Origin of the sequence: Nonomuraea sp. NPDC050547 (genome assembly GCF_044457345.1) — a bacterium.
In the GTDB taxonomy this organism is placed as follows: Bacteria; Actinomycetota; Actinomycetes; order Streptosporangiales; family Streptosporangiaceae; genus Nonomuraea.
Map to the genome: position 1 here is coordinate 429,089 of NZ_JBITGW010000001.1, position 25,862 is coordinate 454,950.

Sequence of the window (25,862 nt, forward strand, 5' to 3'; positions counted from 1 at the left end):
GTGCACGCTACTCCACGTCCGCGGGGGTGCCGCCGGTCATCCGGACCAATTCGTCGAACGAGGTGGGGAAGACCGTGTGCGGATGGCCACCGGCCGCCCACACCACCTCGTGCTTGCCGAGCCAGGTGTCGACCAGCGTACGGACCGGGGCGGGGTGGCCGACCGGGGCGACGCCGCCGATGGGCTGGCCGGTAGCCTCCCTGACGAACTCGGGCGAGGCCCGGCGTACCTTCCGCACTCCCACGAGGCCCGCGATCAGCTCCACGTCGACGCGGTGGGCGCCGCTCGTCAGCACCAGCAGCGGGGCGCCGTCGGCGTCGAAGATGAGGCTGTTGGCGATGGCGCCGACCTCGCAGCCGAGCTGGGCCGCGGCCGTGGCCGCCGTCGGCGCTGTCTCCGGCAATATCACGATCTCACCCGTCGCTCCGAGTCCGCGCAGGACATCGGCCACATGGACGGCGTTGGCAGGCAACTTCTCCGGCATGCCGACACTCTAAACAGATTGACCCGCGGATTACCTCGACATGGTGGTGGTGTAGGGTCCCTTGATTCGATTGTTAGTGATATGAGGGGTGATGTACGTGGGGGGACCTCGTCGGCGCGGGGCGCTCGGCTTTGCCGCTCTGATGACGGTGGGGGCCGTCGCGTTCACGGGAGCGGGTACGGCCGGGGCCGAGGCCGTACCGGCCGCAAGCCAGACGGCAGCCGGCACGCGCACACAGGCGGCGGTGAGCGCGGGCGGCGCGGTCGCGAGCGCGTTCGCCGCCCCGAAGAAGAAGCTGAAGCTGGGAGCCAAGGGCAAGACGGTCGTCCTGCTCCAGAAGCGACTGGCGGAGCTCGGTTACCGCCCGGGCAAGGCCGACGGCCGCTACGGCGGCTCGACGCTGACCGCCATCTGGGCCTTCCAGAAGGTCAACGGCATCAGGCCGACCAGCACGATCAGCAACAGGACCTGGAACGCCCTGGAGACCCCGAAGCTCCCCAAGGTCCTCGTCAAGAACGGCAAGCCGACCCGGGCCGAGGTGAACCTCAGCACCCAGATCATGGTCATGTACGTGAAGGGCGAGCCCAAGCTGATCACCCACATCTCGTCGGGCAGCGGCATCCCCTACTGCGAGACGACGACGTGGCAGGGCAAGAGCCAGCGCTTCTGCGGCTCGGCCCGCACCCCGACCGGCAACTTCCGGACCACGTGGCGGAGGAGCGGCTGGCACAAGAGCTACCTGGGCCAGCTGTACAACCCGATCTTCTTCAACGGCGGCATCGCGTTCCACGGAGCGCTGTCGGTTCCGCTGGCCCCGGCCTCGCACGGCTGCGTACGTCTGCCGATGAACGTGGCCCAGACGTTGCCCGGCATGCTCGGCAAGGGCGTCCCGGTCCACGTACGCGGCGCCTTCAAACGCTGACCTCAAAAGGCACGGTCCTCCCCATGGGCGCGCTTCGCGCGTCAGGGGGAGGACCGGCCCGACGGGGGAGCCCAGTTCCCCCTCGCCGGTGGCCTGCCGGCGCCCGGCCCCCGGGCACGGCGGCAAGATCAGAAGATCAAGGGTTCGAATCTCGCTACCAAGCGGGGCAAGTGGTGTAGCCCTTCTGGCGTTGTGAAAGGACGCCATCCAGAAGCCGACTGTGTGCTGACAAGGCCTTCCTCCGGCACAGGTCATCGGCGGAAGCCGAGGCGTCGGTAGCGGTCGACGCGGAAAGGGCGCCTGCTCTATTCGCCCGGGCCCACGCCCCAGCCAGGTTCCGCGGAGTCAGCTGCCCGGCCGCGAAGTCTCTCGAGTGCGGCCGCGACCTCACGGACCTGCTCCGGTTCCCGGGCGCACCAGTCGGAGACGTTGTTGAACCACCTGTTCCAGATGGTGCCGACAGCGTCGGGGGTGATCTCTTCTTCGCCGCGCACGAGAGCGACGAGATCGCCCACTTCGGGGTCGTATTCGTCGTCAGGAGCCCCCATACCCAGCAACCCTTCGGGGTCATACTCCTTGATCAAGGCACGGACGGCGGCCATCTGATCATCAGTCATGACTCCAGCATGTACGCCACCGCGCCGACCCCGCGCGAATTCGTCCTTGCGAAACCCTGGAAAGGGCGGCCTGATCTTCGCGCATGGATGCCGCACAATCGAGAGGACGGCACATGAGTGACCCCGGTCCCATGCTTCTCAACGGCGAAGCCGACATCATCTTCGCCGATTACGTCTCCCTGTTCCAGGCGAACGACACCGGCGCCCTCCAGGTGAAAATCCTGGCGGTAGGCTCACGAGCCCGCCCCCCGATCGCTGAGCATCATGGCCCTGCCCGATTCGCCGATCAAGACCCCCGAGGACCTGGAAGGCAAGACGATCAACGTCCAGGTCCTCAAGAACTTCCAGGAACTGGCCCTCGCCCAGGTGCTCAAGCGGCACGGCGTGGACCCCGCGAAGATCACCTACGTGCCGGTGACGTTCCAGGACCTCGTTTCCGCCTGGCAGAAAGGCCAGATCGACGCGGCCTACGTGGGCGAGCCCATGGTCACCTCCCTCGCCACCAAGCTGGGCGCCCGCAAGATCCTCGACCCAGCCTCCGGCCCGGCCGCCGAGTTTCCGATCTCCGGCTATGTCACCACGCGGGACTGGTTCGCCCAGAACCCCACCATCTCGGCCGCCTTCCGGCGGGCCATCCGGGCTGCCGGGAACCTCGCGGCCGACCGCAGCTCCGTGACCTCGGTGCTGCCCGAGTTCACGCAGGTCGACCGGGCCACCGCGGAGCGGGTCACGCTGCCGTTCTTCCCGGCTGAGGACGAACCCGTCAGACTGCAGCGCGTCGCCGACTGGATGAGCCAGGCCGGATGGCTGTCCAAGCCGCTGGACGTCACGTCCCTCACGCAGTGAACGTTCACGGCCGCCGGGCGGCCGGGGAACGGGCCTTCCGCGCCGCCTTCGAGCTTCTCGCCCGCGCCGATCCCGGCGTCCTGCCGTCCACGACGGAGAATCTCCGGCGGGCCGTGGCCCTCGCCGCCGACGCCGGGTTCCGCGCCCAGCGCGCTGGCGTGGGCATCCTCATCGCCCTGGCGGGCACTGTGAACGGACGGCTCGCCGACATCTCCGCCGCGGTCGTGTGGGCGGGTTTTCGGCCCGCCGTGGTCACGGTGTTCGGCATCTGGCGGGTCTCCACCAGGCGGTCCTGTCGGGCGTGGTCCCGATTCGCGTTCCGACGCCGTCGAATACCTCTACCAGGGCGAGGCCGTGGCCTATGTGTGCGCCAAGGCAGGGCCGCGACCGCCCGGCGCCCGGGCCGTCATCGGCCCGCCGGATCTGTGGGTGCGCCTGCCGGAGCGAGCCCGCTGAAGCCGGATGGTCAGGCCACGGGCGGACCGGACTGGTGGCGACCCAGGTGATCACGGGCCGAACGCCCACGCCACCGTCACCGCCGTGCGACCCGGCCCGCTCCGTCATGACAACGGAACCGTCCGGGGCATCACGTCAGGCATCGGCTTCCACCTGGCCGAGTCGAACGCCGCGCGCTCGGCCGGCGGATCCGAAGCTCACCACTCCCAGTCGCAGATAGCGGCGTTCCTGGAATAGAGCCAGAGTTTGTCGAGGAAATGCTCGACGAGGTGGGCGGCCGCGGCCTCGTCCTGAATGATGAATCCGTGGTCCTGGGTCGTGTCGGGATACACGTTCCTGGAGCCGACGTAGAACGCCGTGTCGTCCACGCAGACGACTTTGCTGTGCAGCCGGTATTTGTAGCCGCCCGGCCAGGTCTGCTCATTCGACACGCGCAACGGCGCCAGTTGCAGGCCGTGTCTCAGCACCCGATGCGCCTCCGCGTCATACGTGGTCTTGAGCCTGACCCGCTGGTACAACGATTTGTAGGCCACGTCCACGCTGCTGATGTTGGAGTAGTCCGGGCTCCCGGGATTGCTGATGACGATCCGGACCTTGACCCCGTCCATCATCTTCTTGGCGAGGACGTCGAGCAGCCTGACGTCGAACAGCGCGTGCATCAGCGGCAGGCCGGTGAATCCGTTGATGTCCTGCTGGGACAGCACGATGCTGGTTTTCGCGTGGGCGACCAAGGCCCGGATGGCGTTCGCGTCGGGATTGACCGTCATGAACGCGCTGTCGAGGTTGGTCTCGTTGTTCAGGTAGCTCGCCGCCTGCTCTTCTCGTTCGGCGTACGGCCGCTCGTAGGCGGAGTCCTTGTCGCGGTCCAGGATGCCGTATCCGAGGCTGCCGACGGAGATCACCTGAAGGGTGCCCGGGGTGTAGGGCTCTTCTTCCTCCTCGTCGTACAACGACCATCCCTCGGCCGGTGGACTGGGCTTTTCGACGGCGATCCAGGCCGGATACTGTTTGCGGTTCTTGATCCAGCCTGACTTGACCCAGCCCGCGTGGGTGCGGGCCCACTCCCACAACATGTCCAGGAACTTGCCGGCCGACAGGGCCGCGGGGCCGCGCAGGGCGATGTCGAGGTCGGTCACCGGCGCCGTGTCGCCGAAGCCCCGGCTGAACAACGGGCCTTCCTCGATGTAGTAGTTCGTCATCCAGTTGATGCCGCCGTGAATGACGGACCGGCCGTCCACGATCACGAACTTGGTGTGGTTGTAGGACGACACGCCGCGCGTCGTCATCGAGCAGACCCGCAGGTCGATCTCACGGGCCAGCGTGCCGAACCGCTTGATCAGCGCGTCGCGGAACACCCACGGATCGGCCGTGCGGTCCACGCCCACCACGCCGGTCATGAACCGCACGATCAACCGGTCATCGCCTTCGTCGCGGCGTTCGACGGCTTCCTTGATTCCGTCGAACATGGCGTCGAGGAAATCGCCGTCCGGAAACGGCCCGGCCGGGGAACCTATCATGTCCGGCGGGCCGAAGCCGGTGATGTCCACGGTTCTGCTCGCCTGGGCGAGGTTGTGCCGCAGCCGGTTCAGGAGCTTCTTGACGCCGGGCTTTTCGGCGCCTATCGGGATGCCTTTGGAGGCGGTCCATCCCCAGCAGTCGGGAACCTGCAGTATCCAGGACGCGGCGTCATCGCCGGTCGTGTCGAATTTGTTGCCCGGCGTGCGGCTCCACAATTTCCCTTCCATCCCGGGCGAGACGGACTTTAATTCGGCTTCGACCGCGTTCAGATATTCCACATCCGCATCGTCCCACCGGATTCGCGGACCGCCCAGACCCATGACGTGATGCCCGTTGTGGGTGATCAGGCCGCGCCGGCCACTCCGTCCAGCTCACAGCCAGGGCTTCGTGGCCGTTACGCCTTCCGCGTGTCCGCATTCGGCCGATAGGAGCTCTGGCGTCAGTGATTCCTGGGCTTGAAGTAATGCTTGACCATATACGCGGTCACCTGCTTGCCGATCTTGGCGCCTTCGACGTCGGCGGTGCGGGTGTGAATTCCACCCCAGATACGGGCATTGGTGACCTCTTCCAGAGCCTGGGAGAAACTGCGGAAGTGGCGGGTCGTGCCCGAGTCGTTGCTGTAGCCGCTGAAGGAGATGTCGTCGCGGCCGAAGAAGTGCTTGAGCGCCGACATGCTCGCCCCCGTGAAACAGGTGTGGCCGGAGGTGTAGTCGGGGTGCGGCGGGGTGGCCAGGAGCGGCGTCCAGTCCGGGTCGGCGGCGGTCCTCGGGTTGCCGTCGGTGTCGGCCAGGCGGATGGCGGTGATGGGGCGCCAGAAGTTCCAGGCGGCCTTCTCGTTGTAGCAGGCGGTCGTGGCGTCGGCCTCCGCGAGGTCGACCATGGCGAACATGCGCGCCGTCTGCAGCGGGGTCAGGCGCCGCGTGGTGGCGAGCTGGCGCTTGATCTCCCATTCGGCCAGGTGCCGGTCGTGCCACCAGATGGCGGCCTGGGTCTGGTCCGGGGTCCTGACCGTGCTGGTGGCCGAGCCGACGGTCTTGACCTCGTTGAAGTCGCGGGCGTACCGGCTGCCGGTCAGGGCGGGCGGGCCGGCGGTGCGGAACATCGACGCCCTCGCCAGCATGAACGGCTTCAGGTAGGCGACCCAGGCGCCATCCGTGCTCGGAACGGGCGGGGTCGGCCGCCACTGACCCGGCTCGGTGCCGACCGGCCAGGTCTGGCCGCCGAACGCGCCGTCGTTCTCCCGGGCGGCGATCATCGCGGCGGCGGCCTGTCCGCCGACGTCAATACCGCGCCGTTTCGACGTGCCGTCGGGGATCGCGGCGAGCGACGCGTCGTACTGCGTCTGCAGCCTTTCCCGCTGCGCCGGGAAAAGCGAGCGCAGAACATGGAAGGCCGCGGTCGCGACGGCGGCCTCCGTCGATTCACCGCCGTCCGCGCGGGGCGCGCGCAGATAGGGCTGGTACGGCCGGCCGGCGATCGCGTTGACCGCGTCGTAAACGGCGCCGTGCACCATGGCGAAACTACGGGCCTGGACCTGCGGCTGCTGCCGGGCGATTTCCCAGATCGCCGTTTCGGCGTTCTTGTCCCAGACGATGATGGCATTCGGCGGTGAATCCGCGGCGTACGCGGGCGGCGTGCCGAGCGCGACAACTCCCGCGACCACGGCTAACACAACGGGCTTACGCCGGAGGAATGCTGGTGATCTAGGCATGCCTGCAAACTACTATGCGGTTCCTTTTTCGGAGACCGCACTGCCTGAGCCGTCACCCGCCGGATCCGCTCACCGAGCGGGAGATCATGCGGCGCGCGGCCGGTTGACCCATGTCTCCTCGTCCTCCTCCCGCGGAGGGCGAGGAGGCATGTGCGGCTGGTAGAGTGGGCGATCGAGATGGAGAGAGGGAGAGGTGAGTTGATGACCGCGCTGGAGGCCACTGTCGTGCACAGCGTCCGGAGCATCCTCACGTCCCGGACGACGGCCTGATTCGCGCCATTCTGACCGGCCGGGTGCGTGAGCCCGCCGGAGGACATCGTCAACTCATCACGAAACGGATCTTCATCCATCATGTCTTCACGTTCTGAGTGGATCACGCGCGCCGAGACCACCGCCGACGTCCCCGCTGTCCGGGAGATCGTCCTGGCGGCGTTCGAGACCCCGCTGGAAGCGGATCTCGTCGACGCGCTCCGCACCGACTCCGCCTGGATCGACGGGCTGTCCATCGTCGCGGTCGACGACGACGACCGGCCGGCCGGCCACGCGCTGCTCACCCGGTGCCACATCGGGGACACGCCGGCGCTGTGCCTGGCGCCGGTCTCGGTGCGGCCCGACCGGCAGAAGACCGGCGCCGGGTCGGCCGCCACCCGGGCCGCGCTCCGGGCCGCGGCCGACATGGGCGAGCGGTTCGTCGTCGTCCTCGGGCATCCGGAGTACTACCCGAGGTTCGGGTTCGGGCGCGCGTCCGAGCACGGGATCGGGGTCACGTTCGAGGCGCCCGACGAGGCGCTGATGGCGCTGGCGCTCGTGCCCGGTGAGCGGCTGCCATCCGGAACCATCCGGTACGCGGCGCCGTTCGGGATCTAGCACCGCCGTTCGGGGTCCAGCACTGGCCGTTCGGGGTCGGGCACCGGCCGTTCGGGGCTGGGCATGACGCCCCGTCCGGAGCGTGAACCGCTCCGGGCGGGGTGTCCTACGGCAGGCTGGTGCGGGTGGGCTCGGCCAGCAGGGCGGTGGTCGCCTCGTCGGCCGGGACGTAGACGATCAGGCGCTGGTCCTCGGTGCCCGCCAGCGAGAGGGTCTCGTAGGCGAGCAGGAGTTCGCCTTCCGGGTGCGCCCATCGTTCGGTGCCGATGCGGGCGGGGAGCATCGCGTTCGCGTAGTACCGGGTGAAGGTGGTTCCGGCCGTCAGGGACAGTTCGTCGCCCAGGTGCGCCGCGTGCCGGTCGCCCAGCGCGGCGCCGGCGCGCAGGTCGGCGGCGCGCTGCGCGGCCACCTCCGTCCAGCCGGGGAAGGCGTCGCGGGCGCGGGGGTCGGTGAACAGGTAGCGGGACAGATTCGGCGGGTCGTCGTCGAGCAGGCCGAAGGGGCCGAGCAGGCGGGCGTACGCGGGAGTGTGGGCCAGGATCTCGGTGAGCTGGTTGACGACCACGGCGGGGGTGTGGGCCAGGCGGGCCAGCATCGCCTCCACCGTGGGGCGCAGCGTGCGGGACAGCGGCGGGGCGCCCGCGCAGACGCCGCCGGCTTCCGCTTTGTGCAGGCGGTGCAGGTGGATGCGTTCGTCGGGCGAGAGCGACAGGGCGTCGGCGAGCGCGGTGAGGATCTCGGTGGACGGGCGCCGGTCGCGGCCCTGCTCCAGACGCGTGAGGTAGTCGACGCTGACGCCCGCGACCGTGGCCAGTTCGGCGCGGCGCAGGCCCGGGGTGCGGCGGCGCGCTCCCGACGGGAATCCGACCGCCTCGGGCGACACCGCCTCGCGCCGGGCGCGCAGGAACGCGCCCAGCTCGTTGTTACCCATGGCCCGAGTGTAGAGGGTGGCCCTGCGGGAGCCAGGCTCACGGCGGTCTCCCTCTCCCGTGCACGGCCCGGCAGTCTCGTCCCATGAGCGCATTCACACCGGGCGAGATCGCCTACCTGACCAGCCAGCCCCTCGGCCGCCTGGCCACGACCGGAGCCGACGGCAGGCCGTCGGTGCGCCCCGTCGGGGTGATCTACGATCCCGACTCCGGCGGGCTGATCGTGGGCGGCGTCACGGGCTCCGGCATGGCCCGCAGCAAGAAGTTCCGCGACGCCCGGCGGCACCCGGACGTCGCGTTCGTGGTGGACGATCTGGCTTCGGTCGAGCCGTGGACTCCGCGGGGTATCGAGATCAGGGGTGTGGCGCGGACGTTCGACGAGGGCGGCGTGGAGGTGGGGGAGCGGCTCGCGGCGCCGTTCCCGTTCGAGGAGGCGTGGATGCTGATCCTGCCGCGCCGGATCCTCGCCTGGGGCATCGAGGGCGACTTCGCCGCCAGGGAGGTGGCGGCGTGAGGTACCGGCTGCTGGGGCGTACCGGACTGCGGGTGTCGGAGCTTTTCTTCGGCGCGATGGGCTTCTACGAGGGCGGCGCGGGCAAGGAGCACCGCGCGATGCTCGACGCCTACGAGGGCGCGGGCGGCAACGTGATCGACACGGCCTCCGCCTACGGCGAGAGCGAGAGCGTCCTCGGCGAACTGCTGGCCGGGCGGCGCGAGCGGCTCGTCCTGGCCACCAAGTACTCGATCTCCCGCGACCAGACGGATCCGAACGCGGCGGGCAACCACCGCAAGAACCTCGTGCACTCGCTGGAGCGGAGCCTCCGGCGGCTGCGTACCGACTACGTGGACCTGCTCTGGGTGCATCTGTGGGACCGGCGCACCCCGCTGGAGGAGACGATGCGGGCGCTGGACGACGCGGTGCGCGCGGGGAAGGTGCTGTACGTGGGGATCTCGGATGCGCCCGCGTGGGTGGTGAGCCGGGCCGACACGCTGGCGGAGTGGCGCGGGTGGACGCCGTTCGCGGGGGTGCAGGTGCCGTACAGCCTGCTCAAGAGGGACGTCGAGCGGGAGCTGCTGCCGATGGCGGGCGAACTCGGGCTCAGCGTGGCGGCGTGGGGGCCGCTGGCCGGGGGCGTGCTGTCGGGCAAGTTCAGCGGCGGCGAGGGGGCGGAGGGGCCCACCCGGGTGGATCCGGGGACGCTCGGCGACCGGGATCACGCCGTGGCGCGGGCCGTGCGGGAGGTCGCGGGGGAGGTGGGCGCGAGCCCGTCGCAGGTGGCGATCGCCTGGACGCGGGCGCGGCATCCGTTCGTGCATCCGATCGTCGGGGCCAGGGACGTCCGGCAGCTGGCCGACAACCTCGGGGCGGCCGAGGTCGTGCTGGACGAGGAGGCGGTCAGGAGGCTTGAGGCGGCGGCCGCCTTCGAGGCCGGCTTCCCCGGGGACTTCCTGGCCGAGTGCGAGGCCGATCCCTGGGTGTTCGGGGAGGGCTACCGGCGCCTGGACGCGTCGTAGGCGGCGGCTCGACGCCCACCCAGCCCCTGACGTACCGCGGGGTGAAGTAGCGCCCGACGCCGGCGTCGGTCCAGCTCCGCGTCATGCCGCCCACCCTAGGACACTAGGATCCGGTGCCATGCGTTTCGTGATCTTAGGCGGCGTCGCCGCCATGGTGCTGTCGGCTACGCCCGCGTCGGCCAAGCCGCCGGCCCCGGCCCAGCTCGCCGAGGCCGTCCTCACGCCCGAGGACCTGGGTGACGGCTACACCGACAACCCCAAGCGCCCGCGCGAGGCGCTCGACAAGGACTCCGCGCACACCAAGGCCTGCCGGACGGCGATAGGCAGGCTGAAGCCGCTGCTCAGGAGCAAGGCGGCCGCTTTCATCGACAAGCAGGGCAAGCCGTCCGGGCTGCGGCAGTTCGCGCTCGGCGCCACCCCGGCAGGGCTGGCCTCCTGGCAGGCGGCGGGCAAGGCGATGGCGCGTGACTGCGCCGGGGTGGACAAGAGCACCAAGAAGCGCAAGGAGGGCATCAAGCGGCTGTCCGTCGGGCGCGTGGGCACCTGGGTGTACGCGATCCGCTACAGCGACCATCCCCAGGAGTTCGCCCGCCCGATCCACGCCCAGGACGTCGTGCTCATGCGGGTCGGCCAGGCCGTCACGCTGGTCGTGAGCGACGGCTACTTCGGCACCTTCGACCCGGCGCTGAGCCGGCGCGCGGCCCGCCTGGCCGCGGCCAAGCTCAAGGAGGCTCAGGGCTGATGTACGGCGCGGCGGGACGGGTACCAGCTCTCGCCGACCGGCTCGCCGGCCAGGTTCCAGCTCCAGGAGATCGTGGGCGTGACGCGCAGGTACACGCCGGGCCCGACCATGCCGGTGCGTTCGAAGGGCTGCTCGGCCATGCCGTACACGCGGATTCCGCGCGCGACGAACGGGTCGAAGGACGGCAGGTCATCGACCACCAGCGCGACCTTGGCGCGTCCGGCGGCGACGTTGCGGAACTTGCGGGTGGCCACCACGCTCTGCCCGCCGCCGACCCAGACGTGCGTGCCGTCGAACTCGTAGGCGACCGGCATCACGTCGGGCTGGTCACCCGCGTCGAGCGTGGCGAGGCGGGCGAGGGACTGGGAACGCAGGTAGGCGCGCTCCTCGTCGGTGAACGTCATGCCGTGTCTCCCTTTCTGCGGCGGTCCTCTCCCTTTACACGATCGGGCGGCCCGCGTATCGACCGACACGGGTAAACGCGTTGCGGGGTTGTCGCCGCTTTCGCCACGCTGGGCGGATGAACGTGCCCTATCGGCAGATCCGTGCCGTCTACACCGAGGAGACGATCACCGTCTACCAGGCCTACGATCCGGCCATCGCCGCTCCGGCGGTCGCGGCGCAGCGGTTCGTGGCGCCGTTCAAGCGCGAGCGGATGACGTGGATCAAGCCGTCGTTCCTCTGGATGATGTACCGCTGCGGCTATGCCACCAAGCCCGGCCAGGCCCGCGTGCTGGCCGTCGACATCAGCCGCGACGGCTTCGCGTGGGCGCTGGCCAACGCGTCGCTGAGCCACCACGGCGGCGCGGAGGCACGCGGCAGGCCGGTGCGGGTGCAGTGGGATCCGGAGCGCGACCTCCACCACAACCCGCTGCCCCACCGCTCGATCCAGATCGGGCTGTCCGGCGAGGCGGTCACCCGCTACACCGATGAGTGGATCACCGCCATCCGCGACATCACCCCGCAGGTCAAGGCCGTGCACGCGGCGCTGCGGGCCAAGCGGGACGTCGCCGGGCTGCTGCCCGACGAGCGTCCCTACCCGCTCGGCGCCGAGCTGGCCGCCGTCGTCCAGGCCTCCTAGAGCGCGGCCCACAACTCCTCGGGGACCGGGGTACGGAAGTCCGCCACGTTGGCCAGCACCTGGGCCGGAGTGTGGGCCCCGATGAGGATCGAGCGCACGGCTGGGTGGCGCAGCGGGAAACGCATCGCGGCACCGGCCACCGGCACCCCGTACGCGGCGCAGGCGTCCAGGATCGGCCGGACCTCCGGCGGCGGATCGGCGGGCGGCTCGGCCAGCAGGCCGCGGTGGAACAGGCCGGCAGCCACCACCGGGACGCCCCGCTCGGCGCACAGCGGCAGAAGCTCGTCGAACGCGGTTCGGCGCAGCAGCGTGCACTGGCCGGCGGCCAGCAGCACGTCGGGATCGGCGTTCCTGACGAAGGCGGCGAGCATCGCGGGCTGGTTCATGCCGACGCCGATCGCCTTGACCACTCCCTGCGCGCGCAGGTCGGCCAGCGTCGCGAACGCCTCGTCGAGGGCCTGGGGCCAGTGGCGGTCGGGGTCGTGGACGAGCAGGATGTCGACATGGCCGGTGCCGAGCCGTTCGAGCGACTCCTCCAGGCTGCGCAGGACGCCGTCGCGGGAGAAGTCGTGGACGGCGTGCCGGTCGTCGTCGACGGCGAAGATCCCCGGGCCGCCGGGTCCCGGCCGGATCAGCCGGCCCACCTTGGTCGACAGCAGGTACTCCGATCGGGGCCGCTCGCGCAGTGCCGCGCCGAGACGGCGCTCGGCCAGCCCGAGCCCGTAGTAGGGGGCGGTGTCGAAGTAGCGGATGCCCGACTCCCAGGCGGCGTCCACGACCTCGCGGGCCTGCCCGTCGCTGATGGGGCGCAGGTAGTTGCCGAGCGGGCCGCCGCCCAGCCCCAGCTCGGGCAGGTGGGGCAGGGTCACGGGGCGGGTTCCAGGTGGAGCCAGGTGGTGACGACCTCGGTGACGGCCTCCAGGTGGTGGTCCTCGCCGGCCTCGACGATGAGCACGTCCCCGGCGGCGAAGCCGGACGCCTCGCCGTCGAGGTGGATGCGGCCCGTGCCGGACAGGATGAGGAAGATCTCGGGGTCGGGATGGGTGTGCGGGCCCCGGTGGTGGCTGATCTGGCCGGGGGGCAGGGTGGAGACGCCGCCGGATTCGACCCGGTAGCCGGGTAACGAGATCCCGTCGCCGTGCTCGGCCAGCGTGCTCCTGCGCATCGGGGCTCCTTTCCGGAGATTCTGAGGAAGAAAGGGTGCGTGCGCGCCCCTGGCACCGGGCGCGCACGCGGTCCGTGGCGGCGCGAACGCCGTCGGCTGAAACGCCGTCGGCCGAAACGCCGTCTGCCGGAAATGCCGTCAGCCGAGGACGCCGCTCTCCTTGGCCGCCCGCTCGATGGCGGCCAGTTCGTCGGCGGTGAAGCCGAGGCGGTCCACGGCGGCGGCGTTGGCCGCGAGCTGCTCGGGGCTGGAGGCGCCGACGAGCACGGAGGTGATCCGCTCGTCGCGCAGCGCCCAGGCCAGGGCCAGCTGCGCCACCGATTGCCCACGATCAGCCGAAATTTCCGACAATTGCCGTACGAAGGACAGCACCTCCTCCGTCACCCGGTCAGCCGTCAGGAACCGCCCCTCGGCCGCCCGCGAGTCCGACGGGATGCCCGCCAGATACCGGTCCGTCAGCAACCCCTGGGCCAGCGGCGAGTACACCACGCAGCCCACGCCCTCCCGCTCCAGCACCCCCAGCAACTCCTCCTCGATGTCGCGCCGCAGCAGCGAGTAGACGGGCTGGTGCACCAGCAGCGGCGTGCCCAGGGAGCGCAGCAGCCCGGCGATGGCCGCCGTGCGGCCGGGCGCGAAGTTCGACACCCCCACATACAGCGCCCGGCCGGTGCGGACCATGTGGTCCAGGGCCGCGGCCTGCTCCTCCAGCGGCGTGTCCCGGTCGTCGCGGTGCAGGTAGTAGATGTCGACGTGGTCCAGGCCGAGGCGGCCGAGCGACTGGTCCAGGGTGGCCAGCAGGTGCTTGCGGGAGTTGCCCTTGCCGTAGGGGCCGTCCCACATGGGGTTGCCGCCCTTGGTGGTGACCACGATCTCGTCCCGCATGCCGCGCAGGTCGAGCTGGAAGATCGAGCCGAACGTGCGCTCGGCGGCGCCGAGCGGCGGGCCGTACCGGTCGGCGAGGTCGAAATGGGTGATGCCGAGGTCGAGGGCCGCGCGCACGATCGCGCGCCGGCTCTCCGGCGTACGGCCGTCGCCGAAGTTGTGCCAGAGCCCGAGGGAGACAGCGGGCAGCAGCAGACCGCTGCGCCCGCACCGTCGATAGTCCACGTCCTACCTTCCTGCGATTCCGGTCAGAGTGACGCCCCTGATGAAGGTCTTCTGGGCGATGAAGAAGATGATCACGATGGGCATCATGGCGATCAGGGCCACGGCCATCATCTGGTTGTACTGCGTGGCGAACTGGTCGGTGAACAGCCCGAGCCCCATGGGCAGCGTGAACTTCTCGGTCGTCCTGATGTAGATGACCGACTCCAGGTACTGGTTCCAGTTGCCCACGAAGGAGAACAGGCAGATGGCCGCCAGCGCCGGCTTCGACAGCGGCAGCATGATCCGCCACAGGATCCGCAGCTCGGAGGCGCCGTCGATGCGGGCGGCGTCGATGAGCTCCTGCGGGATCGTGGTGAAGAACTGCCGCAGCAGGAAGATGTAGAGCGCGACCCCGAAGAACTCCGGCACGATCAGCGGCAGGTACGTGTCCACCCAGCCGATCTTGGAGAACAGGATGAACTTCGGCACCAGCGTGATCTCGCGCGGGATCATCATGGTGGCCAGCAGTGCCCCGAACATCAGCGTCGCCGCCCGCGCCCGCATCCGCGCGAACGCGTAGGCCGGCAGGACGCACGAGATCAGGTTGCCCGCCATCGACAGCGCGGTGATCAGCACGGTGTTGAGCATGAACCGCGTGTAGTCCAGCGATCCGAACCAGCCGCGCGAGTAGTTCTCCCAGTGGAAGGAGTCGGGCAGCCACTGCGGCGGGAAGGCGAGGTTCTCCGCGTCCGACTTCAGCGACGTCGTGATCATCCACAGGAACGGCAGCACGAACACGACGGTGCTCGCGATGAGCAGCACGTACGCGCCCGCCCGCTGCGCCCGCCGGATCCGCTCGGTCTGCGCCGGGGTGAGGGTCCTCGGCTCCGCTCTCTTCAGCAGCATCGTGACCTCACCTGAACTCGTAGTGCACCCAGCGCCTGGCCAGGGCGAACTGGATGGCGGTGACGGCGATGATGATGGCGAACATGGCCCACGACAGCGCGGCGGCGTACCCCATGTCGAAGTAGACGAAGGCGTGCCGGTAGATGTAGAGGCCGAGCACCATCGTGGCGTTGCCGGGCCCGCCCTCGGTCATGGCCAGGATGAGCACGTAGCCCTGCAGGGCGCCGATGAAGCCGGTGACCACGTTGAAGAAGATGACCGGCGACATCATCGGCACGGTGACGTTCCAGAAACGCCGCCACCAGCCGGCGCCGTCGATCTCGGCCGCCTCGTAGAGCGACTTCGGGATGCCCTGGAGCCCGGCCAGGTAGATGACGATGGTGTTGCCCGCGCCCCACACGGCCATGAGCACCAGCGCCGGGATGGCCCACTCCTGCGAGGCCAGCCAGCCGGGGCCGGAGATGCCGACCGTGGCCAGGACCTTGTTGATCAGGCCGTAGTCGGGGTGCAGGATGTTCAGCCACAGCAGCGCCGTCGCCAGCCCGGAGACCACGGACGGCATGTACATGACGGTGCGGAACAGGCCCTGGAAGCGCAGCGGCTGGTTGAGCAGCAGCGCCATCACGAACGTGAACGTGACGCCGAGCGCGACGTAGCCGACCCCGTACTGGACGGTGTTCTCGATCGACTCCCAGAACTCGGGGTCGCCGAACATGCGCTCGTAGTTGGCCAGGCCCACCCACTGCGGCGCTTTCAGCAGGTTCCACTCCATGAAGCTGATGACGATGGCCGCGAGGATCGGGCCGGCCGTGAACAGGATGAACCCCAGCAGCCACGGCGAGACGAACAGGTGGAAGCGCCGCGCCTCGCGCTGGGCGAGCGTGGCCATCACGCGATCTTGTTCTCGGCGAGCAACGGGCCGACCTTGGCGGCGATCTCGTCCAGCGCCGCCTTGGCGTCGATCTTGCCGAGCATCGCGCGCTCCCAGATGGGCTTGGCCGTGTCGACCGCCTTCTTGGTCGCGGGCAGGCGCAGCACGCCGTCACTGGTGGCGTAGTCGGCGAGGATCTCCTTGACCAGTTCCGCCGTCTCCGCCGGGATGCCGAGCGCCTCGGCGTTGGGCAGCCACGCCGACTGGCGCGCCGGGGCGCTGATGCGGCGGAACTGGTAGCCGGACGACGACAGGTACTCGTAGATGTAGAGCCACGCCGCCTCCTTCTGCCGGGAGGCCTCGGTGATGACCAGGGCGCTGCCGACGGCGGGGGAGAAGCGGCCCTGCGGGCCCTTGGGCACGTGCGTGGCGCCCCACTTGAACGCCTTCTGCTTGGCCAGTTCCGTCATGATCCAGGCGCCGTTGATGTGCATCGCGGCGTGGCCGGACTTCCACGGGTCGACCTTCTCCAGCAGGAGCTCCTCGGCCAGGCTCGGCGTGACACCGTCCTTGAGCAGCAGGTCGAGCCACATGCCGAGCGTCTTGACCGCCTCGGGGGAGTTGACCTGGACCTGGGTCTCGTCGGGGGAGAGGAAGCGCCCGCCGTACGGCATGAGGAAGACCGTCGACAGGTCGGGGGCGGGCTTCGGGGTCGGCGAGAAACCGAAGATCTTCGTGGCGCCGGAGCCGCTCTTGAGCTTCTTGGCGGTCTCGATCATCTGCTCGAAGGTCCAGGTCTCGTCCGGGTACTTCAGGCCGGCCTTGTCGAAGATGTCCTTGTTGAAGAAGAGCAGCTTGGGGGCCATGTCGGTGGGCAGGCCGTACAGTTTGCCGCCGCGCTCGAAGTAGGCGAGCCCGGCCTTGGGCAGGTCGTCCCTGGCGAAGTCGGGGGACCTGGAGATGAAGTCCTCCAGCGGGGCGACGATGTTGTTGGAGATGAAGTTCTGGGTCCAGGAGTAGTGGTTGTACATGACGTCGGGCAGGGAGCCGCCCGCGGCCTGGGCCATGTACTTGGTGAGGAAGCCGTCGAAGGTCGAGGTCTCGCGCTTGATCTCGATGTTCGGGTGGCGCTTCCTGAAGAAGTAGTCGAACTGCATGTTGCGCACCTCGGCGATGACGTCCGAGGTGGAGGCGATGGTGATCGTCACCTTGGCGGCGGGGTCGGCCACGTCCGACCTCGGCCACCGCAACGAGTCGTTGAGCTTCTCGGCCTCCTCGAACGGCCAGGTGTCGTTGCCCGGCCGGTTGGGGTCGATGGTCTGGATGCCCGTCTTGACCGGCGCGGCGGCCTGCTTCTGCTGGCGCGTGTCGCCCCCGCAGGCGGCGAGGACGGGCATGGACGCGGCGGCTACGGCGAGGGCCAGCATCCGGCGGCGGTTCATGTCCATGGATGACCTCTTTCCGAGGAAGATCTCGATGGCCGCACCGGCGGTCGCAGGGTGAAGGTGCCGGGCGCACCCAGGCCCGGTTCGGTCAGTCTCGCCATAAAGGTCCGATGACTCAGGGGCATGGCCGTACCGTAGACCTGGTAATTAACTTCGTCAAGAATTGAATTGCAATCGCTTGCAACCTAGGCTCGGGCGCACTGTGAGCTAGCCATGGAGGCTTTCATGCCCAAATGGACCTGTGCTGCCGACGATCTGGAAGCAGTGATCGAACTCTCGCCTGACGGCGAGCTTTCATGGGAGGTACGGCACGTCGGCCGGGTGGTCGTCAGCCCGTCCCGGCTGGGCCTGAAGGCCGCCCACGCCGACCTGACCCGCGGCCTGGCGTTCGAGGGGATCACCAGCCGGGCCGTCGACGAGAGCTACGAGACCGTGACCGGCAAGAGCCGCGCGCACCGCTACACCGCCACCGAATGGACCCTCTCGTTCACCCCGGGCCTGGAATTCCAGGTGCGGGTGGGTTCGGGCGGGGTCGCGTGCCGGTACAGGGTCAGCTGGACCGGCCCTGTCACGATTTGCGATGAAATTTCGGAGTATGTGGTGCCGGCGGCGGCCCGCGCCATCCTCCTGCCCTACGAGAACGGCCGCTGCGACTACGAGGAGATCCACCACCACACCACCGTCGGGCGCGCCGAGCCGATCCTGTACGGCTACCCGTCGCTGTTCCAGATCGGCGAGAGCTGGATGCTGGTCACCGAGTCGAACCTGGACAGCGGCTATGCCGGCACCCGTCTCGCCTTCGACGGCACCGCCTTCCGCCTCGACCTGCCCGACCCGTACGTCACCGCGGCCTCCCCGCTGGTCACGCCCTGGCGTACGGCGATCGTCGGCGACCTCGCCGCCATCGTCGCGAGCGACCTGGTGACCAGCCTGGCCGAGCCGTCCAAGGTGGCCGACGCCTCCTGGGTCGAACCGGGCGCCGCAGCCTGGTCCTGGTGGTCGGACGGTCCCTCCACCCGCGACCTGGAGGCCCAGAAGGTCTGGGTGGACTTCGCCGCCGGGATGGGCTGGCCGTACGTGCTGGCCGACGCCGGATGGAACAAGGAGTGGATGCCCGAGCTCATCGCCTACGCCCGCGAGCGCGGCGTCGGCATCTGGCTCTGGTCGCACTGGCAGCACGTCGACACCCCGCTGGAGCACCGCGAGAAGCTCGCCCTCTGGAAGGAGTGGGGCGCCGTCGGCGTGAAGATCGACTTCACCGAGTCCGACGGCCAGGACCGCATGCGCTGGTTCGACTCCATCCTGGAGGCCACCGCGCGGCTGGAGCTGATGGTCGTCTTCCACGGCGGCACGATCCCGCGCGGCACCGAGCGCACCTGGCCGCACTTCATGACCGCCGAGGCGGTCAAGGGCGCCGAGTGGATCAAGCCGAAACCCGGCAAGGAACCGCTCTACCCGCCCACGCACTACCTGTCGCTGGCCTGCACCCGCAACGTGCAGGGCCCGATGGACTTCACCCCCGTCACCTTCAGCGCCGTACGGAGCATCTCGGCCGGGTTCGAGCTCGCGCTCGCCGTCCTGTTCGAGTCCGGCGTGCAGCATTTCGCCGACAGCATCGAGGCGTACGGCGCGCGCCCCGAAGCCCGGCGCCTGCTCGCCCGGGTCCCCGTCGCCTGGGACGAGACCCGCCTGCTGTCCGGCGACCCGGCCGACCACCTCGTACTGGCCCGCCGCGACGGCGAGGTCTGGTACGTGGCCTGCGGCACGGCGGGCGAGTCCCGCGTGATCACGGTCGCGCTCGACTTCCTCGGCGACGGGGAGTGGACGGCCGAGATCTACCAGGACGCCCCCGGCGACGGCCTCGCGGCCGAGGAGGCCGACGTCGCCCCGGGCGCCAAGCTCGACATCCCCGTCGCCGCCAACGGCGGTTTCACCTTACGGCTGGCCCGGCGCCAGCCGTAAAGAGCGGAAAGAGGACCCGTGCACCCCACCCGGATCGGCGCCGCCACGGCGGCGGCCGCCCTCGCCCTCGGTGTCTTCACCAGCGCGCGGGCCGAACCCCAGCACGACAGGGGCGGCACGCTCGTCGCGCAGACCACCGCCACCCACGCCCGCGTCCACAGCGACCGCCGCCCGATGGGCGCGGGCCTGTACGACCGCGAGGCGGACCGGACCTACGTCTCCTGGATGGGCAAGGACTCCGACGCCTACTTCCAGGACTACGACCACAGGGGCGGCCGCTGGAGCACGCCGGTCAAGATCGGCTCCTCCTTCGAGGACAAGCACAACTACCCGGTCATGGTCCAGGCCGACGACGGCAAGCTGCTGGTCTTCCACGGCGCGCACAACTCGCCGCTGCGCCTGGCCACGCGGGCGGCCGACGGCACGTGGAGCGACCGCGGCCTCGGTGACGTCGCGCCCTACTACGCCTCCTACCCGATGGCGCTGAAGGCCCGCAACGGCGACGTCTACGTCTTCTTCCGCGACACGCTCAAGGAGGACGACGGGACGGCCTTCGTCGACGACCGGCCGATGCAGTACCTCATGTCCACCGACGACGGCGTGACCTGGAAGAGCTCGGGCGAGCTGACCGGCCACCCGTACATCCTCGGCTCCGAGCGCGCGGACAACATGGACGAGGTCTACGTCGCCGAGATGACCGAGTACGGCGGCCGCTTCCACATGCTCTGGACGATGGCGGGCGGCGGCAAACCCGACGTCCACGGCCACGGCACCCAGATCCACGACGTGTTCTACGCCGTCTTCGACCCGGCCACCCGGCGCTTCTCGACCGTCGCCGGCGAGGACCTCGGCACCCAGCTCGACCAGGCCGAGATGCTGGACAAGGCGATCGTCTGGCGCAGCAACAGGGAGCTGCTGCACGGCACCGGCTTCACCCACTCGGTCCAGGTCATGGCCGACGGCAAGCCGGTGATCGTCTTCTACGACAACCAGACCGGCGGACAGCGCGCCTGGCTGACCGCGGGCCGCTGGAACGGCCGCTCGTGGGACTTCACCCGCCTCACCCAGGAGTACGGCCTGCTCGACAGCGAGAAGACCGGCCCCCACACGCTCCGGGTCTACACCACCAGGGGCAGCGAGTCGGGCATCACCGCCTTCACCCTCGACCGTGGCCGGAACTGGCGGCAGGGGCAGTACGTCTGGACCGACACCAAGCTCCAGAAGGGCAACGTGATCGAGGGCGGCAAGGACCCGGTCCGCATGCTCGCCGAGACCAACACCGGGACCCAGGACCAGACCGTGCAGACCGGAAACGTCTACGCCGTGGGAGAGATTCGATGATCAGGCAGATCGCGGCGGCGCTCGTGCTGGTGGCCGCCTTCACCCCGTCCGCGGCGCAGGCCGCGGGCGATCGCTGGGAACTGCGCTGGAACCCCAGCCCTTCGCGCGACGGCGTCGGCGCCTTCGAGGCGCTGGAGGACGACCGGCGCGGCTCGCACGCCGACGGCCTGCCGCACGTCTCCACCGACAGGAACGCCTGGCGCTTCGACATGCACACCGTGGACCGCGACGGCTCCGACCGCCAGCGCAACGAGGTACGCGGCATGCGCGACGGCCGGGGCCGCGCCCTGGAGATGCGCAAGGACGAGACCTGGCGGATCAGCTGGCAGATGTACATTCCCGACACCCTGGACGCCACCTCCAGTTTCAGCCACATCTGGCAGCTCAAGACCTCCGACATCGGCACCCCGGTCGCCCAGCTCTCCCTGCCGGTCAAGAGCGGCGTGCAGAAGATCGAGGCCCGCTACTGGACGCTGGCCGACAACGCCACGCACGGCTTCGCCTCCTACGACCTGGAGGCGATCCAGAACAAGTGGGTCACCACCACGATCGAGATCAAGTCCAGCGACAAGGGCTACATGTGGTGGGTGCTGAAGGACGGCCACCGCACGCTGGTGGACCAGCGGATCGACGACATCGACTTCTTCTGGACCGAGGAGCAGTACAACCGTCCGAAGTGGGGCATCTACCGCAGCATCCGCAGCACCGGCCTGCAGGACACCCACATGCTGGTCAGGGACCTCAAGGCATGGACGCTGGGGCCGGTCAACCCGCCGGTCCGGCTGCCGGCGCCCGACCCGGCCGCGTACGAGGCCGAGCGCAAGGGCACGATCTTCGAGGGCGCCGCGGAACCCGCCTACTGCGGGATCTGCTCCGGCGGGCTCAAGACCATCCTCATCGGCGGCAACACCTACGACTACACCACGGTCAAGGGCATCCTCTCCGAGACCACCGCGACCAAGGAGATGACCGTCCACGCCGTCGTCGACGGCACCCAGTCCTTCCGCGTCAGCGTGAACGGCGCCGACTCCTTCGAGGTGCGCATGACCGGCACCCCCGGCACGATCACCACGACGACCGTCCAGGTGCCGCTGATCGCCGGCGTCAACAACGTCCGCTTCTTCAACCTCACCGCCAGGACGCCCGAGCTCGACAAGATCGTCATCAGGTAGGAGCGGAGCATGGATCTCACCAGACGCGGGTTACTGGCCGCCGGCGGCGCGCTGGCGTTCGCCGCCGCGGGCCCGGCGCCCGCACGGGCGGGCGCCCTCTGGCAGTCCGCCCTCGTGCGCCACGACCGCCGCGACCTCGACCCGCATCACGATTACACGCTCGGCCTGTACAACCGCGGCCGCTACGGCACCTCGCACGGCTGGTCGGCGGCCCATTCCGTCGCCTGGAACCGCGACGTGTCCACCAGCAGGCTGATCGTCCAGAAACCGCCCACGGCTCAGAACTACGCCATCGGCTGCCGCGGGACGATCACCGGCGACGGCCCGTTCGCCCAGCCCGCGGGCTACATCGAGGGCGCCAACCGGCCAGGCCTGCTGCCGCCCTCGCTCTATCAGGCACAGTTCTTCGATCGCCACCGATGAGTTCCGGCTTCCTCCGGGGTCTGTACGGGAAAGCGATCCACGACCCTGGAGGAAGACATGACCAGCCCCGCCCTGGACAGCATGCTGCTGGCCAGCACCGACCCGGTCCGGCTCAGCGACTGGTACGCCGCGGCGCTGGAGCCGGCCGAGAAGGCCGACCTCGGCGACTACCTCTTCCTGCGCTTCGGCACGTTCGGCGTGCTCTTCGACCGGCGTGCCGACGTCAGCGCCAAGAACCCGGAGCCCGCCAGGATGATACTCAACTTCCAGGTGGACGATGCGAGAGAGGTCACCGCCCGCATGGAGGGCCTCGGGGTGACCTGGCTGGCTCCGCTGGAGGAGCGCGACGGCAGCCTGTTCGCCACCGCGATCGACCCCGACGGCAACTACGTCCAGGTCATCCAGCTCAGCCCCGAGCACCGCGCGGAAATGGAGGCGAAGTGATGTTCGGCCAGACCAAGGCGTTCAGCGGGTTCTCCGTCGACGACGTGCCCAGGGCCAAGGCGTTCTACGAGGGCGTGCTCGGCCTGCGGGTCTCGGAGGAGAACGGGATGCTCACCCTGCACCTCGCCGGCGATCGCGACACCCTCGTCTATCCCAAGGGCGAGGCCCACGAGCCCGCCGGTTACACCATCCTGAACTTCCCGGTCGACGACATCGACAAGGCCGTCGAGCGGCTCGGCGAGCGCGGCGTGGAGTTCGTCCGCTATCCGGGCTTCGAGCAGGAGGCCAACGGCGTCATGCGGGCCGGCGGGCCGCCGATCGCGTGGTTCACCGACCCGGCCGGCAACGTGCTGTCGGTCATCCAGATCTGACCAGCTTCAGCAGGCCGCCGGTGGGCACCGTGATCCGGTGCGTGCCGGCGGCCTCGAACGTGTGCGTGCCCCGGCCCACGACCTCGCCGCGGCAGTCGTGGACGGTGGCGCGGGCCGTACCGGCGAGGGCGGAGGTCAGCAGGACGGCGGTGTCGTCGTCGGCGTTGGCCAGCCACAGCGTGCCCGACGAGGGCACCGCGACCGGCACCGGCGCGTAGCGCGCGGCGATCACCACGCCGTCGCCCCGCGCGGTGACCAGCGGATACTGCAGGTCGGGCCGCGACGGGCGCAGCTGCCCGCGCTGCAGCACCTCGGCGTGCTCCTTCACGAACGCCAGCCAGAAGCGCAGCGCCGCCGTCTGCGCGGCGCTCTGCGCGGTGAGGTCCACGGAGATCTGCGGCACCGCGAACAACACGTTGATCAGCTGCACGGCGACGCGCTCGGCGCTCTCCGCCGGGTGCCACATCATCATGTCCGCGTGTACGGCCAGCGGCCCCGCGACCAGGCGCAGGTCGATCGTGCGCTGGCGGTTGTGCAGTGCGCTGAGCGGGCAGTCGGAGGCGCGCACCATCGCGGCGTGCCGCCAGAGCCCCGGGCTGACGTAGGGCTGCCGCAGCTCGATCGGCGCGTCCGCGGGCAGGCGCGCGCCCAGCTCGTCCAGCAGGAGGCGCACGCCCTCGTCGACCGTGGCGCAGTCGGCCTCGGGGCCGGGCTCCGGCGGGTCCTCGACGGCGAACTGGTCGATGAAGTCGATCTTGAGCCCGTCCATGCCCCACTCCTCGACGGCGCGGGCGAGGTTGCCGGTGAGCAGGTCGCGGATGTGGGGGTAGCGGGGGTCGACGACGACGGCGTTCATGTGCGGTTTGTAGGTGAGGCTGTAGTCCTGGACCCGGTCCCAGAGCGGGGTGTGGCGGCCGACGAAGGGGAGCGCGTACCAGAGCAGGTAGGCGAGGCCGTGGGCGCGGACTTTGGCGACGTGCCCGGAAATGTCGGGGAATGCGGTGGGGGAGGGAAGCCACTCGCCGACGTAGCCGTAACCCCGGCCCCGGTCGTCGCTGTGCCAGCCGTCGTCCACGATGATCGCCTCGCAGCCCAGGGCGGCGGCGGCCGCGGCCTGGCGTTCCACGCTTTCGGCGCTCACGTGCTGCTGCATGGCGTACCAGGTGGAGTAGGCGGGCATCCGCGCGGCGCGCGGAACCTCCCGCGCGCCGCGCCCGGCCGACCACCAGGCGGCGACGCCGGCCAGCGTGTCGGCGAAGTGCCTGCCGCCGAGGTCGAGCCGCAGCACGAGGCCGGCCCCCGGGGCGGCCCGGTGCTCGGCCCAGAAGCCGAAGTCACCCGTCTCCTCGACCACGCCGGTGCGGATCAGCACCGGCCGCACGACCTCGGCCACCGCGTACGTGCACACCGACACGTCGCCCGCGCCGATCAGCGCGCCCACCGGCGCGCCCTTCTCCAGCGAGGTCCGGCGCGGGCGGCGCCAGAACGGCGGCAGGCCCCGGTGCTCGCCGCTGTCGGGCGCCCAGAAGGCGGTCACGTCCACGCACGGCACGCGCCACGCCACGCGCACCGCCGCCGGCGCCCCGGGCGTCACCCGCACCTCCACCACGCCGTCGCCGGTGGGCACGACCTCCCACGCCAGCTCGACGGGCGCGTCGGCGGCGTCCACGGTCACCGCGCTCGCCTGGGCCACCAGGTCGCCGATGCCCAGGGGGATCTCCACCACGCCCGAGGCCGCGGCGGTGTCGTGGGGCTGCCAGATGGTCGCGGTCACTCATCTCTCCTGGAGGGTGAAGAGGGTCTGGATGGCCACCGCGGCGGCGCCGCGGGCCCACTGCTCGAACGGCGAGGGCCGCAGGACCAGGCGGCAGTCGGCCGCCGCGCCGAAGGCCTGCTGGGCGAAGGCCGCGCGGAGCTGGTCCTCGAACAGCTCGTAGGCCGCCAGCCCCGGCATGTCGCCGCTGACGATGATGCGCTCGGGGCCGATGAGGTTGGCCATGGCCGCCATCGCCCGCCCGATCGCCTCGCCCGCGCGGGCGAAGACCGCCATGGCGGCCGGCGAGCCCGAACGCGCCGCGGCCATGGCGCCGTCGAGCGTCAGCGTGTCGTCGCCCAGCGCCGCGCGGGCCGCCGCGACGACGGCCGGGGTGCCCGCGATGGCCTCCACGCAGCCGTGGCCGCCGCAGTGGCACGGAGGGCTGTCGCCGCCGACCGGCACGTGCCCGATCTCGCCGGCCACGCCGCGCGCCCCCGCCACCAGGCGGTCGTCCACGACGACCGCGCAGCCGATGCCGAGCCCGACCGTGACCAGCGCGAACGACGAGGCGCCCACGCCCTCGCCGAACCAGTGCTCGGCCACGGTGAGCGCCTTGACGTCGTTCTCCACGGTGACGGTCAGGCCGGTCGCGGCCCCGGCCAGCTCGCCGAGCGGCACCTCGCGCCAGCCCAGGAAGGGGGAGTAGCGCACCAGCCCGGTGCTCTTGTCGACGTCGCCGGAGATGGCCAGGCCGAGCGAGTGGCAGCGTTCGCGGTAGCCGGGCGCGCGGCCGAGCAGCTCGCCGGTGAGCGCCTTGAGCTCCGTCACCACGTGCTCGGGCGTGCGCGCGGTCAGCGGCCGGTGGGCCTCCTCGACGACCTGGGCGCGCAGGTCGGTGACGACGCCGATGAGGTCGTCGTCGGTGATCTTCACTCCGGCGAAGAACTCCCGGTCGGGGTGGATGGCCAGAGGGCTGGCCGGGCGCCCCGCGCCGGGGCCGGTACGCTCGGTGGCCGCCATCTCGAAGAGGTATCCCGCGTCGATGAACGGCCTCGCCGCCTTGGTGACGGCCGCCGACGACAGGCCGGTGCGCCTGGCGATCTCCACGCGGGAGACCGGACCCTGCGTCAGGACCATGGTGAAGACGGTGGCGGAGGCCGGGCTCGTGATCGTCGCCGCCCGCCCGCGCGAGGGATCCAGCATGGCCGCATAGTAGCAGTAATTAACTTCGT

At 70.2% G+C, this 25,862-nt stretch carries 27 protein-coding genes; 13 read left to right on the forward strand and 14 right to left on the reverse strand.

Annotation, left to right across the window (positions count from 1 at the left end; translation table 11 throughout):
- Positions 1-7 precede the first annotated feature (7 nt).
- Positions 8-484, reverse strand: a complete 477-nt coding sequence (locus ACIBHY_RS02000) for a YbaK/EbsC family protein (RefSeq protein WP_397305657.1) — start codon at positions 482-484, stop codon at positions 8-10.
- Between the two features lie 142 nt (positions 485-626).
- Between ACIBHY_RS02000 and ACIBHY_RS02005 the strand changes: the two genes are divergently transcribed.
- The gene (locus ACIBHY_RS02005; protein ID WP_397305658.1) at positions 627-1,406 is read left to right on the forward strand and encodes a L,D-transpeptidase family protein; all 780 of its coding nucleotides are present in this window, start codon (positions 627-629) and stop codon (positions 1,404-1,406) included.
- Positions 1,407-1,711: 305 nt separating this feature from the next.
- Here ACIBHY_RS02005 and ACIBHY_RS02010 read toward each other — a convergent pair whose 3' ends face one another.
- Positions 1,712-2,023, reverse strand: coding sequence for a hypothetical protein (locus tag ACIBHY_RS02010; RefSeq protein ID WP_397305659.1), 312 nt, complete (start codon positions 2,021-2,023; stop codon positions 1,712-1,714).
- Between the two features lie 264 nt (positions 2,024-2,287).
- Between ACIBHY_RS02010 and ACIBHY_RS02015 the strand changes: the two genes are divergently transcribed.
- Positions 2,288-2,869: an ABC transporter substrate-binding protein gene (locus ACIBHY_RS02015; protein WP_397305660.1), complete on the forward strand. Its 582-nt coding sequence runs from the start codon at positions 2,288-2,290 to the stop codon at positions 2,867-2,869.
- A gap of 653 nt (positions 2,870-3,522) precedes the next feature.
- On the opposite strand, the gene ACIBHY_RS02020 is transcribed toward ACIBHY_RS02015, so the two are convergent.
- Together ACIBHY_RS02020 and ACIBHY_RS02025 are read right to left on the reverse strand one after the other, a co-directional pair.
- Positions 3,523-5,163, reverse strand: a complete 1,641-nt coding sequence (locus ACIBHY_RS02020) for a phospholipase D-like domain-containing protein (protein WP_397245963.1) — start codon at positions 5,161-5,163, stop codon at positions 3,523-3,525.
- A gap of 119 nt (positions 5,164-5,282) precedes the next feature.
- Entirely contained in the window at positions 5,283-6,506 is a 1,224-nt protein-coding gene (locus tag ACIBHY_RS02025; protein WP_397305661.1) for a hypothetical protein, read from the reverse strand.
- Between the two features lie 399 nt (positions 6,507-6,905).
- On the opposite strand from ACIBHY_RS02025, the gene ACIBHY_RS02030 reads away from it, so the two are divergent.
- A complete protein-coding gene (locus ACIBHY_RS02030; protein ID WP_397305663.1) occupies positions 6,906-7,421 on the forward strand; it encodes a GNAT family N-acetyltransferase in 516 nt (171 codons plus the stop codon).
- A gap of 106 nt (positions 7,422-7,527) precedes the next feature.
- On the opposite strand, the gene ACIBHY_RS02035 is transcribed toward ACIBHY_RS02030, so the two are convergent.
- Entirely contained in the window at positions 7,528-8,352 is an 825-nt protein-coding gene (locus tag ACIBHY_RS02035; protein WP_397305665.1) for a helix-turn-helix domain-containing protein, read from the reverse strand.
- 83 nt (positions 8,353-8,435) lie between these two features.
- On the opposite strand from ACIBHY_RS02035, the gene ACIBHY_RS02040 reads away from it, so the two are divergent.
- The 3 genes from ACIBHY_RS02040 (at position 8,436) to ACIBHY_RS02050 (ending at position 10,607) form a co-directional block, all read left to right on the forward strand.
- Entirely contained in the window at positions 8,436-8,864 is a 429-nt protein-coding gene (locus tag ACIBHY_RS02040; protein ID WP_397305666.1) for a PPOX class F420-dependent oxidoreductase, read from the forward strand.
- On the forward strand, positions 8,861-9,865 hold the full coding sequence (locus tag ACIBHY_RS02045; RefSeq protein ID WP_397245970.1) for an aldo/keto reductase: 1,005 nt from the start codon (positions 8,861-8,863) through the stop codon (positions 9,863-9,865). The genes ACIBHY_RS02040 and ACIBHY_RS02045 overlap by 4 nt, the downstream gene beginning before the upstream one ends.
- A gap of 118 nt (positions 9,866-9,983) precedes the next feature.
- Entirely contained in the window at positions 9,984-10,607 is a 624-nt protein-coding gene (locus ACIBHY_RS02050) for a hypothetical protein (RefSeq protein WP_397305668.1), read from the forward strand.
- Here ACIBHY_RS02050 and ACIBHY_RS02055 read toward each other — a convergent pair.
- Positions 10,598-11,011, reverse strand: a complete 414-nt coding sequence (locus tag ACIBHY_RS02055; RefSeq protein WP_397305669.1) for a PPOX class F420-dependent oxidoreductase — start codon at positions 11,009-11,011, stop codon at positions 10,598-10,600. The two genes, ACIBHY_RS02050 and ACIBHY_RS02055, sit on opposite strands and share 10 nt — an antisense overlap.
- Positions 11,012-11,127: 116 nt before the next feature.
- Between ACIBHY_RS02055 and ACIBHY_RS02060 the strand changes: the two genes are divergently transcribed.
- The gene (locus ACIBHY_RS02060; protein ID WP_397245975.1) at positions 11,128-11,688 is read left to right on the forward strand and encodes a DUF4291 domain-containing protein; all 561 of its coding nucleotides are present in this window, start codon (positions 11,128-11,130) and stop codon (positions 11,686-11,688) included.
- On the opposite strand, the gene ACIBHY_RS02065 is transcribed toward ACIBHY_RS02060, so the two are convergent.
- The 6 genes from ACIBHY_RS02065 to ACIBHY_RS02090 all read right to left on the reverse strand — a co-directional run bounded on the left by ACIBHY_RS02065 (position 11,685) and on the right by ACIBHY_RS02090 (position 17,164).
- Positions 11,685-12,557: an aldo/keto reductase gene (locus ACIBHY_RS02065; RefSeq protein ID WP_397305671.1), complete on the reverse strand. Its 873-nt coding sequence runs from the start codon at positions 12,555-12,557 to the stop codon at positions 11,685-11,687. The genes ACIBHY_RS02060 and ACIBHY_RS02065 overlap by 4 nt on opposite strands.
- Positions 12,554-12,853, reverse strand: coding sequence for a cupin domain-containing protein (locus ACIBHY_RS02070; RefSeq protein WP_397245979.1), 300 nt, complete (start codon positions 12,851-12,853; stop codon positions 12,554-12,556). Before ACIBHY_RS02070 ends, ACIBHY_RS02065 begins: the two co-directional genes overlap by 4 nt.
- Positions 12,854-12,991: 138 nt before the next feature.
- Positions 12,992-13,960, reverse strand: coding sequence for an aldo/keto reductase (locus ACIBHY_RS02075; RefSeq protein WP_397245981.1), 969 nt, complete (start codon positions 13,958-13,960; stop codon positions 12,992-12,994).
- Positions 13,961-13,963: 3 nt separating this feature from the next.
- Positions 13,964-14,845 carry a carbohydrate ABC transporter permease gene (locus ACIBHY_RS02080; protein ID WP_379621418.1) on the reverse strand — a complete coding sequence of 294 codons (882 nt, stop codon included), beginning with the start codon at positions 14,843-14,845 and terminating at the stop codon, positions 13,964-13,966.
- 7 nt (positions 14,846-14,852) lie between these two features.
- Positions 14,853-15,734, reverse strand: a complete 882-nt coding sequence (locus tag ACIBHY_RS02085) for a carbohydrate ABC transporter permease (protein WP_397245983.1) — start codon at positions 15,732-15,734, stop codon at positions 14,853-14,855.
- Positions 15,734-17,164: an ABC transporter substrate-binding protein gene (locus ACIBHY_RS02090; protein ID WP_397305672.1), complete on the reverse strand. Its 1,431-nt coding sequence runs from the start codon at positions 17,162-17,164 to the stop codon at positions 15,734-15,736. Before ACIBHY_RS02090 ends, ACIBHY_RS02085 begins: the two co-directional genes overlap by 1 nt.
- Before the next feature lie 222 nt (positions 17,165-17,386).
- Between ACIBHY_RS02090 and ACIBHY_RS02095 the strand changes: the two genes are divergently transcribed.
- The 6 genes from ACIBHY_RS02095 to ACIBHY_RS02120 are packed head-to-tail and all read left to right on the forward strand — an operon-like array spanning position 17,387 to position 22,874.
- Complete coding sequence (locus tag ACIBHY_RS02095; protein WP_397305673.1) at positions 17,387-19,123, forward strand: glycoside hydrolase family 97 catalytic domain-containing protein; 1,737 nt, start codon at positions 17,387-17,389, stop codon at positions 19,121-19,123.
- 18 nt (positions 19,124-19,141) lie between these two features.
- Complete coding sequence (locus tag ACIBHY_RS02100; protein WP_397305674.1) at positions 19,142-20,464, forward strand: BNR-4 repeat-containing protein; 1,323 nt, start codon at positions 19,142-19,144, stop codon at positions 20,462-20,464.
- Positions 20,461-21,636: a hypothetical protein gene (locus ACIBHY_RS02105; protein ID WP_397305675.1), complete on the forward strand. Its 1,176-nt coding sequence runs from the start codon at positions 20,461-20,463 to the stop codon at positions 21,634-21,636. Before ACIBHY_RS02100 ends, ACIBHY_RS02105 begins: the two co-directional genes overlap by 4 nt.
- 9 nt (positions 21,637-21,645) lie before the next feature.
- Positions 21,646-22,059 carry a hypothetical protein gene (locus tag ACIBHY_RS02110; protein WP_397305676.1) on the forward strand — a complete coding sequence of 138 codons (414 nt, stop codon included), beginning with the start codon at positions 21,646-21,648 and terminating at the stop codon, positions 22,057-22,059.
- Positions 22,060-22,116: 57 nt separating this feature from the next.
- Positions 22,117-22,503 carry a VOC family protein gene (locus ACIBHY_RS02115; protein WP_397245995.1) on the forward strand — a complete coding sequence of 129 codons (387 nt, stop codon included), beginning with the start codon at positions 22,117-22,119 and terminating at the stop codon, positions 22,501-22,503.
- Positions 22,503-22,874, forward strand: a complete 372-nt coding sequence (locus tag ACIBHY_RS02120) for a VOC family protein (RefSeq protein ID WP_397245997.1) — start codon at positions 22,503-22,505, stop codon at positions 22,872-22,874. The genes ACIBHY_RS02115 and ACIBHY_RS02120 overlap by 1 nt, the downstream gene beginning before the upstream one ends.
- On the opposite strand, the gene ACIBHY_RS02125 is transcribed toward ACIBHY_RS02120, so the two are convergent.
- Both ACIBHY_RS02125 and ACIBHY_RS02130 read right to left on the reverse strand, forming a co-directional pair.
- Positions 22,861-24,648 carry a glycoside hydrolase family 36 protein gene (locus tag ACIBHY_RS02125; protein WP_397305677.1) on the reverse strand — a complete coding sequence of 596 codons (1,788 nt, stop codon included), beginning with the start codon at positions 24,646-24,648 and terminating at the stop codon, positions 22,861-22,863. The genes ACIBHY_RS02120 and ACIBHY_RS02125 overlap by 14 nt on opposite strands.
- Positions 24,649-25,833, reverse strand: coding sequence for an ROK family protein (locus tag ACIBHY_RS02130; RefSeq protein WP_397305678.1), 1,185 nt, complete (start codon positions 25,831-25,833; stop codon positions 24,649-24,651).
- Positions 25,834-25,862 lie beyond the last annotated feature (29 nt).

Coding starts and splice junctions, on each gene's coding strand:
- ACIBHY_RS02070 (WP_397245979.1), bottom strand. CDS start 12,853: ATGCGCAGGAGCACGCTGGCCGAGCACGGCGACGGGATCTCGTTACCC.
- ACIBHY_RS02130 (WP_397305678.1), bottom strand. CDS start 25,833: ATGCTGGATCCCTCGCGCGGGCGGGCGGCGACGATCACGAGCCCGGCC.
- ACIBHY_RS02030 (WP_397305663.1), top strand. CDS start 6,906: ATGTCTTCACGTTCTGAGTGGATCACGCGCGCCGAGACCACCGCCGAC.
- ACIBHY_RS02055 (WP_397305669.1), bottom strand. CDS start 11,011: ATGACGTTCACCGACGAGGAGCGCGCCTACCTGCGTTCCCAGTCCCTC.
- ACIBHY_RS02020 (WP_397245963.1), bottom strand. CDS start 5,163: ATGGGTCTGGGCGGTCCGCGAATCCGGTGGGACGATGCGGATGTGGAA.
- ACIBHY_RS02120 (WP_397245997.1), top strand. CDS start 22,503: ATGTTCGGCCAGACCAAGGCGTTCAGCGGGTTCTCCGTCGACGACGTG.
- ACIBHY_RS02010 (WP_397305659.1), bottom strand. CDS start 2,023: ATGACTGATGATCAGATGGCCGCCGTCCGTGCCTTGATCAAGGAGTAT.
- ACIBHY_RS02040 (WP_397305666.1), top strand. CDS start 8,436: ATGAGCGCATTCACACCGGGCGAGATCGCCTACCTGACCAGCCAGCCC.
- ACIBHY_RS02000 (WP_397305657.1), bottom strand. CDS start 484: ATGCCGGAGAAGTTGCCTGCCAACGCCGTCCATGTGGCCGATGTCCTG.
- ACIBHY_RS02050 (WP_397305668.1), top strand. CDS start 9,984: ATGCGTTTCGTGATCTTAGGCGGCGTCGCCGCCATGGTGCTGTCGGCT.
- ACIBHY_RS02060 (WP_397245975.1), top strand. CDS start 11,128: ATGAACGTGCCCTATCGGCAGATCCGTGCCGTCTACACCGAGGAGACG.
- ACIBHY_RS02090 (WP_397305672.1), bottom strand. CDS start 17,164: ATGGACATGAACCGCCGCCGGATGCTGGCCCTCGCCGTAGCCGCCGCG.
- ACIBHY_RS02005 (WP_397305658.1), top strand. CDS start 627: ATGACGGTGGGGGCCGTCGCGTTCACGGGAGCGGGTACGGCCGGGGCC.
- ACIBHY_RS02080 (WP_379621418.1), bottom strand. CDS start 14,845: ATGCTGCTGAAGAGAGCGGAGCCGAGGACCCTCACCCCGGCGCAGACC.
- ACIBHY_RS02015 (WP_397305660.1), top strand. CDS start 2,288: ATGGCCCTGCCCGATTCGCCGATCAAGACCCCCGAGGACCTGGAAGGC.
- ACIBHY_RS02095 (WP_397305673.1), top strand. CDS start 17,387: ATGCCCAAATGGACCTGTGCTGCCGACGATCTGGAAGCAGTGATCGAA.
- ACIBHY_RS02035 (WP_397305665.1), bottom strand. CDS start 8,352: ATGGGTAACAACGAGCTGGGCGCGTTCCTGCGCGCCCGGCGCGAGGCG.
- ACIBHY_RS02110 (WP_397305676.1), top strand. CDS start 21,646: ATGGATCTCACCAGACGCGGGTTACTGGCCGCCGGCGGCGCGCTGGCG.
- ACIBHY_RS02115 (WP_397245995.1), top strand. CDS start 22,117: ATGACCAGCCCCGCCCTGGACAGCATGCTGCTGGCCAGCACCGACCCG.
- ACIBHY_RS02085 (WP_397245983.1), bottom strand. CDS start 15,734: ATGGCCACGCTCGCCCAGCGCGAGGCGCGGCGCTTCCACCTGTTCGTC.
- ACIBHY_RS02105 (WP_397305675.1), top strand. CDS start 20,461: ATGATCAGGCAGATCGCGGCGGCGCTCGTGCTGGTGGCCGCCTTCACC.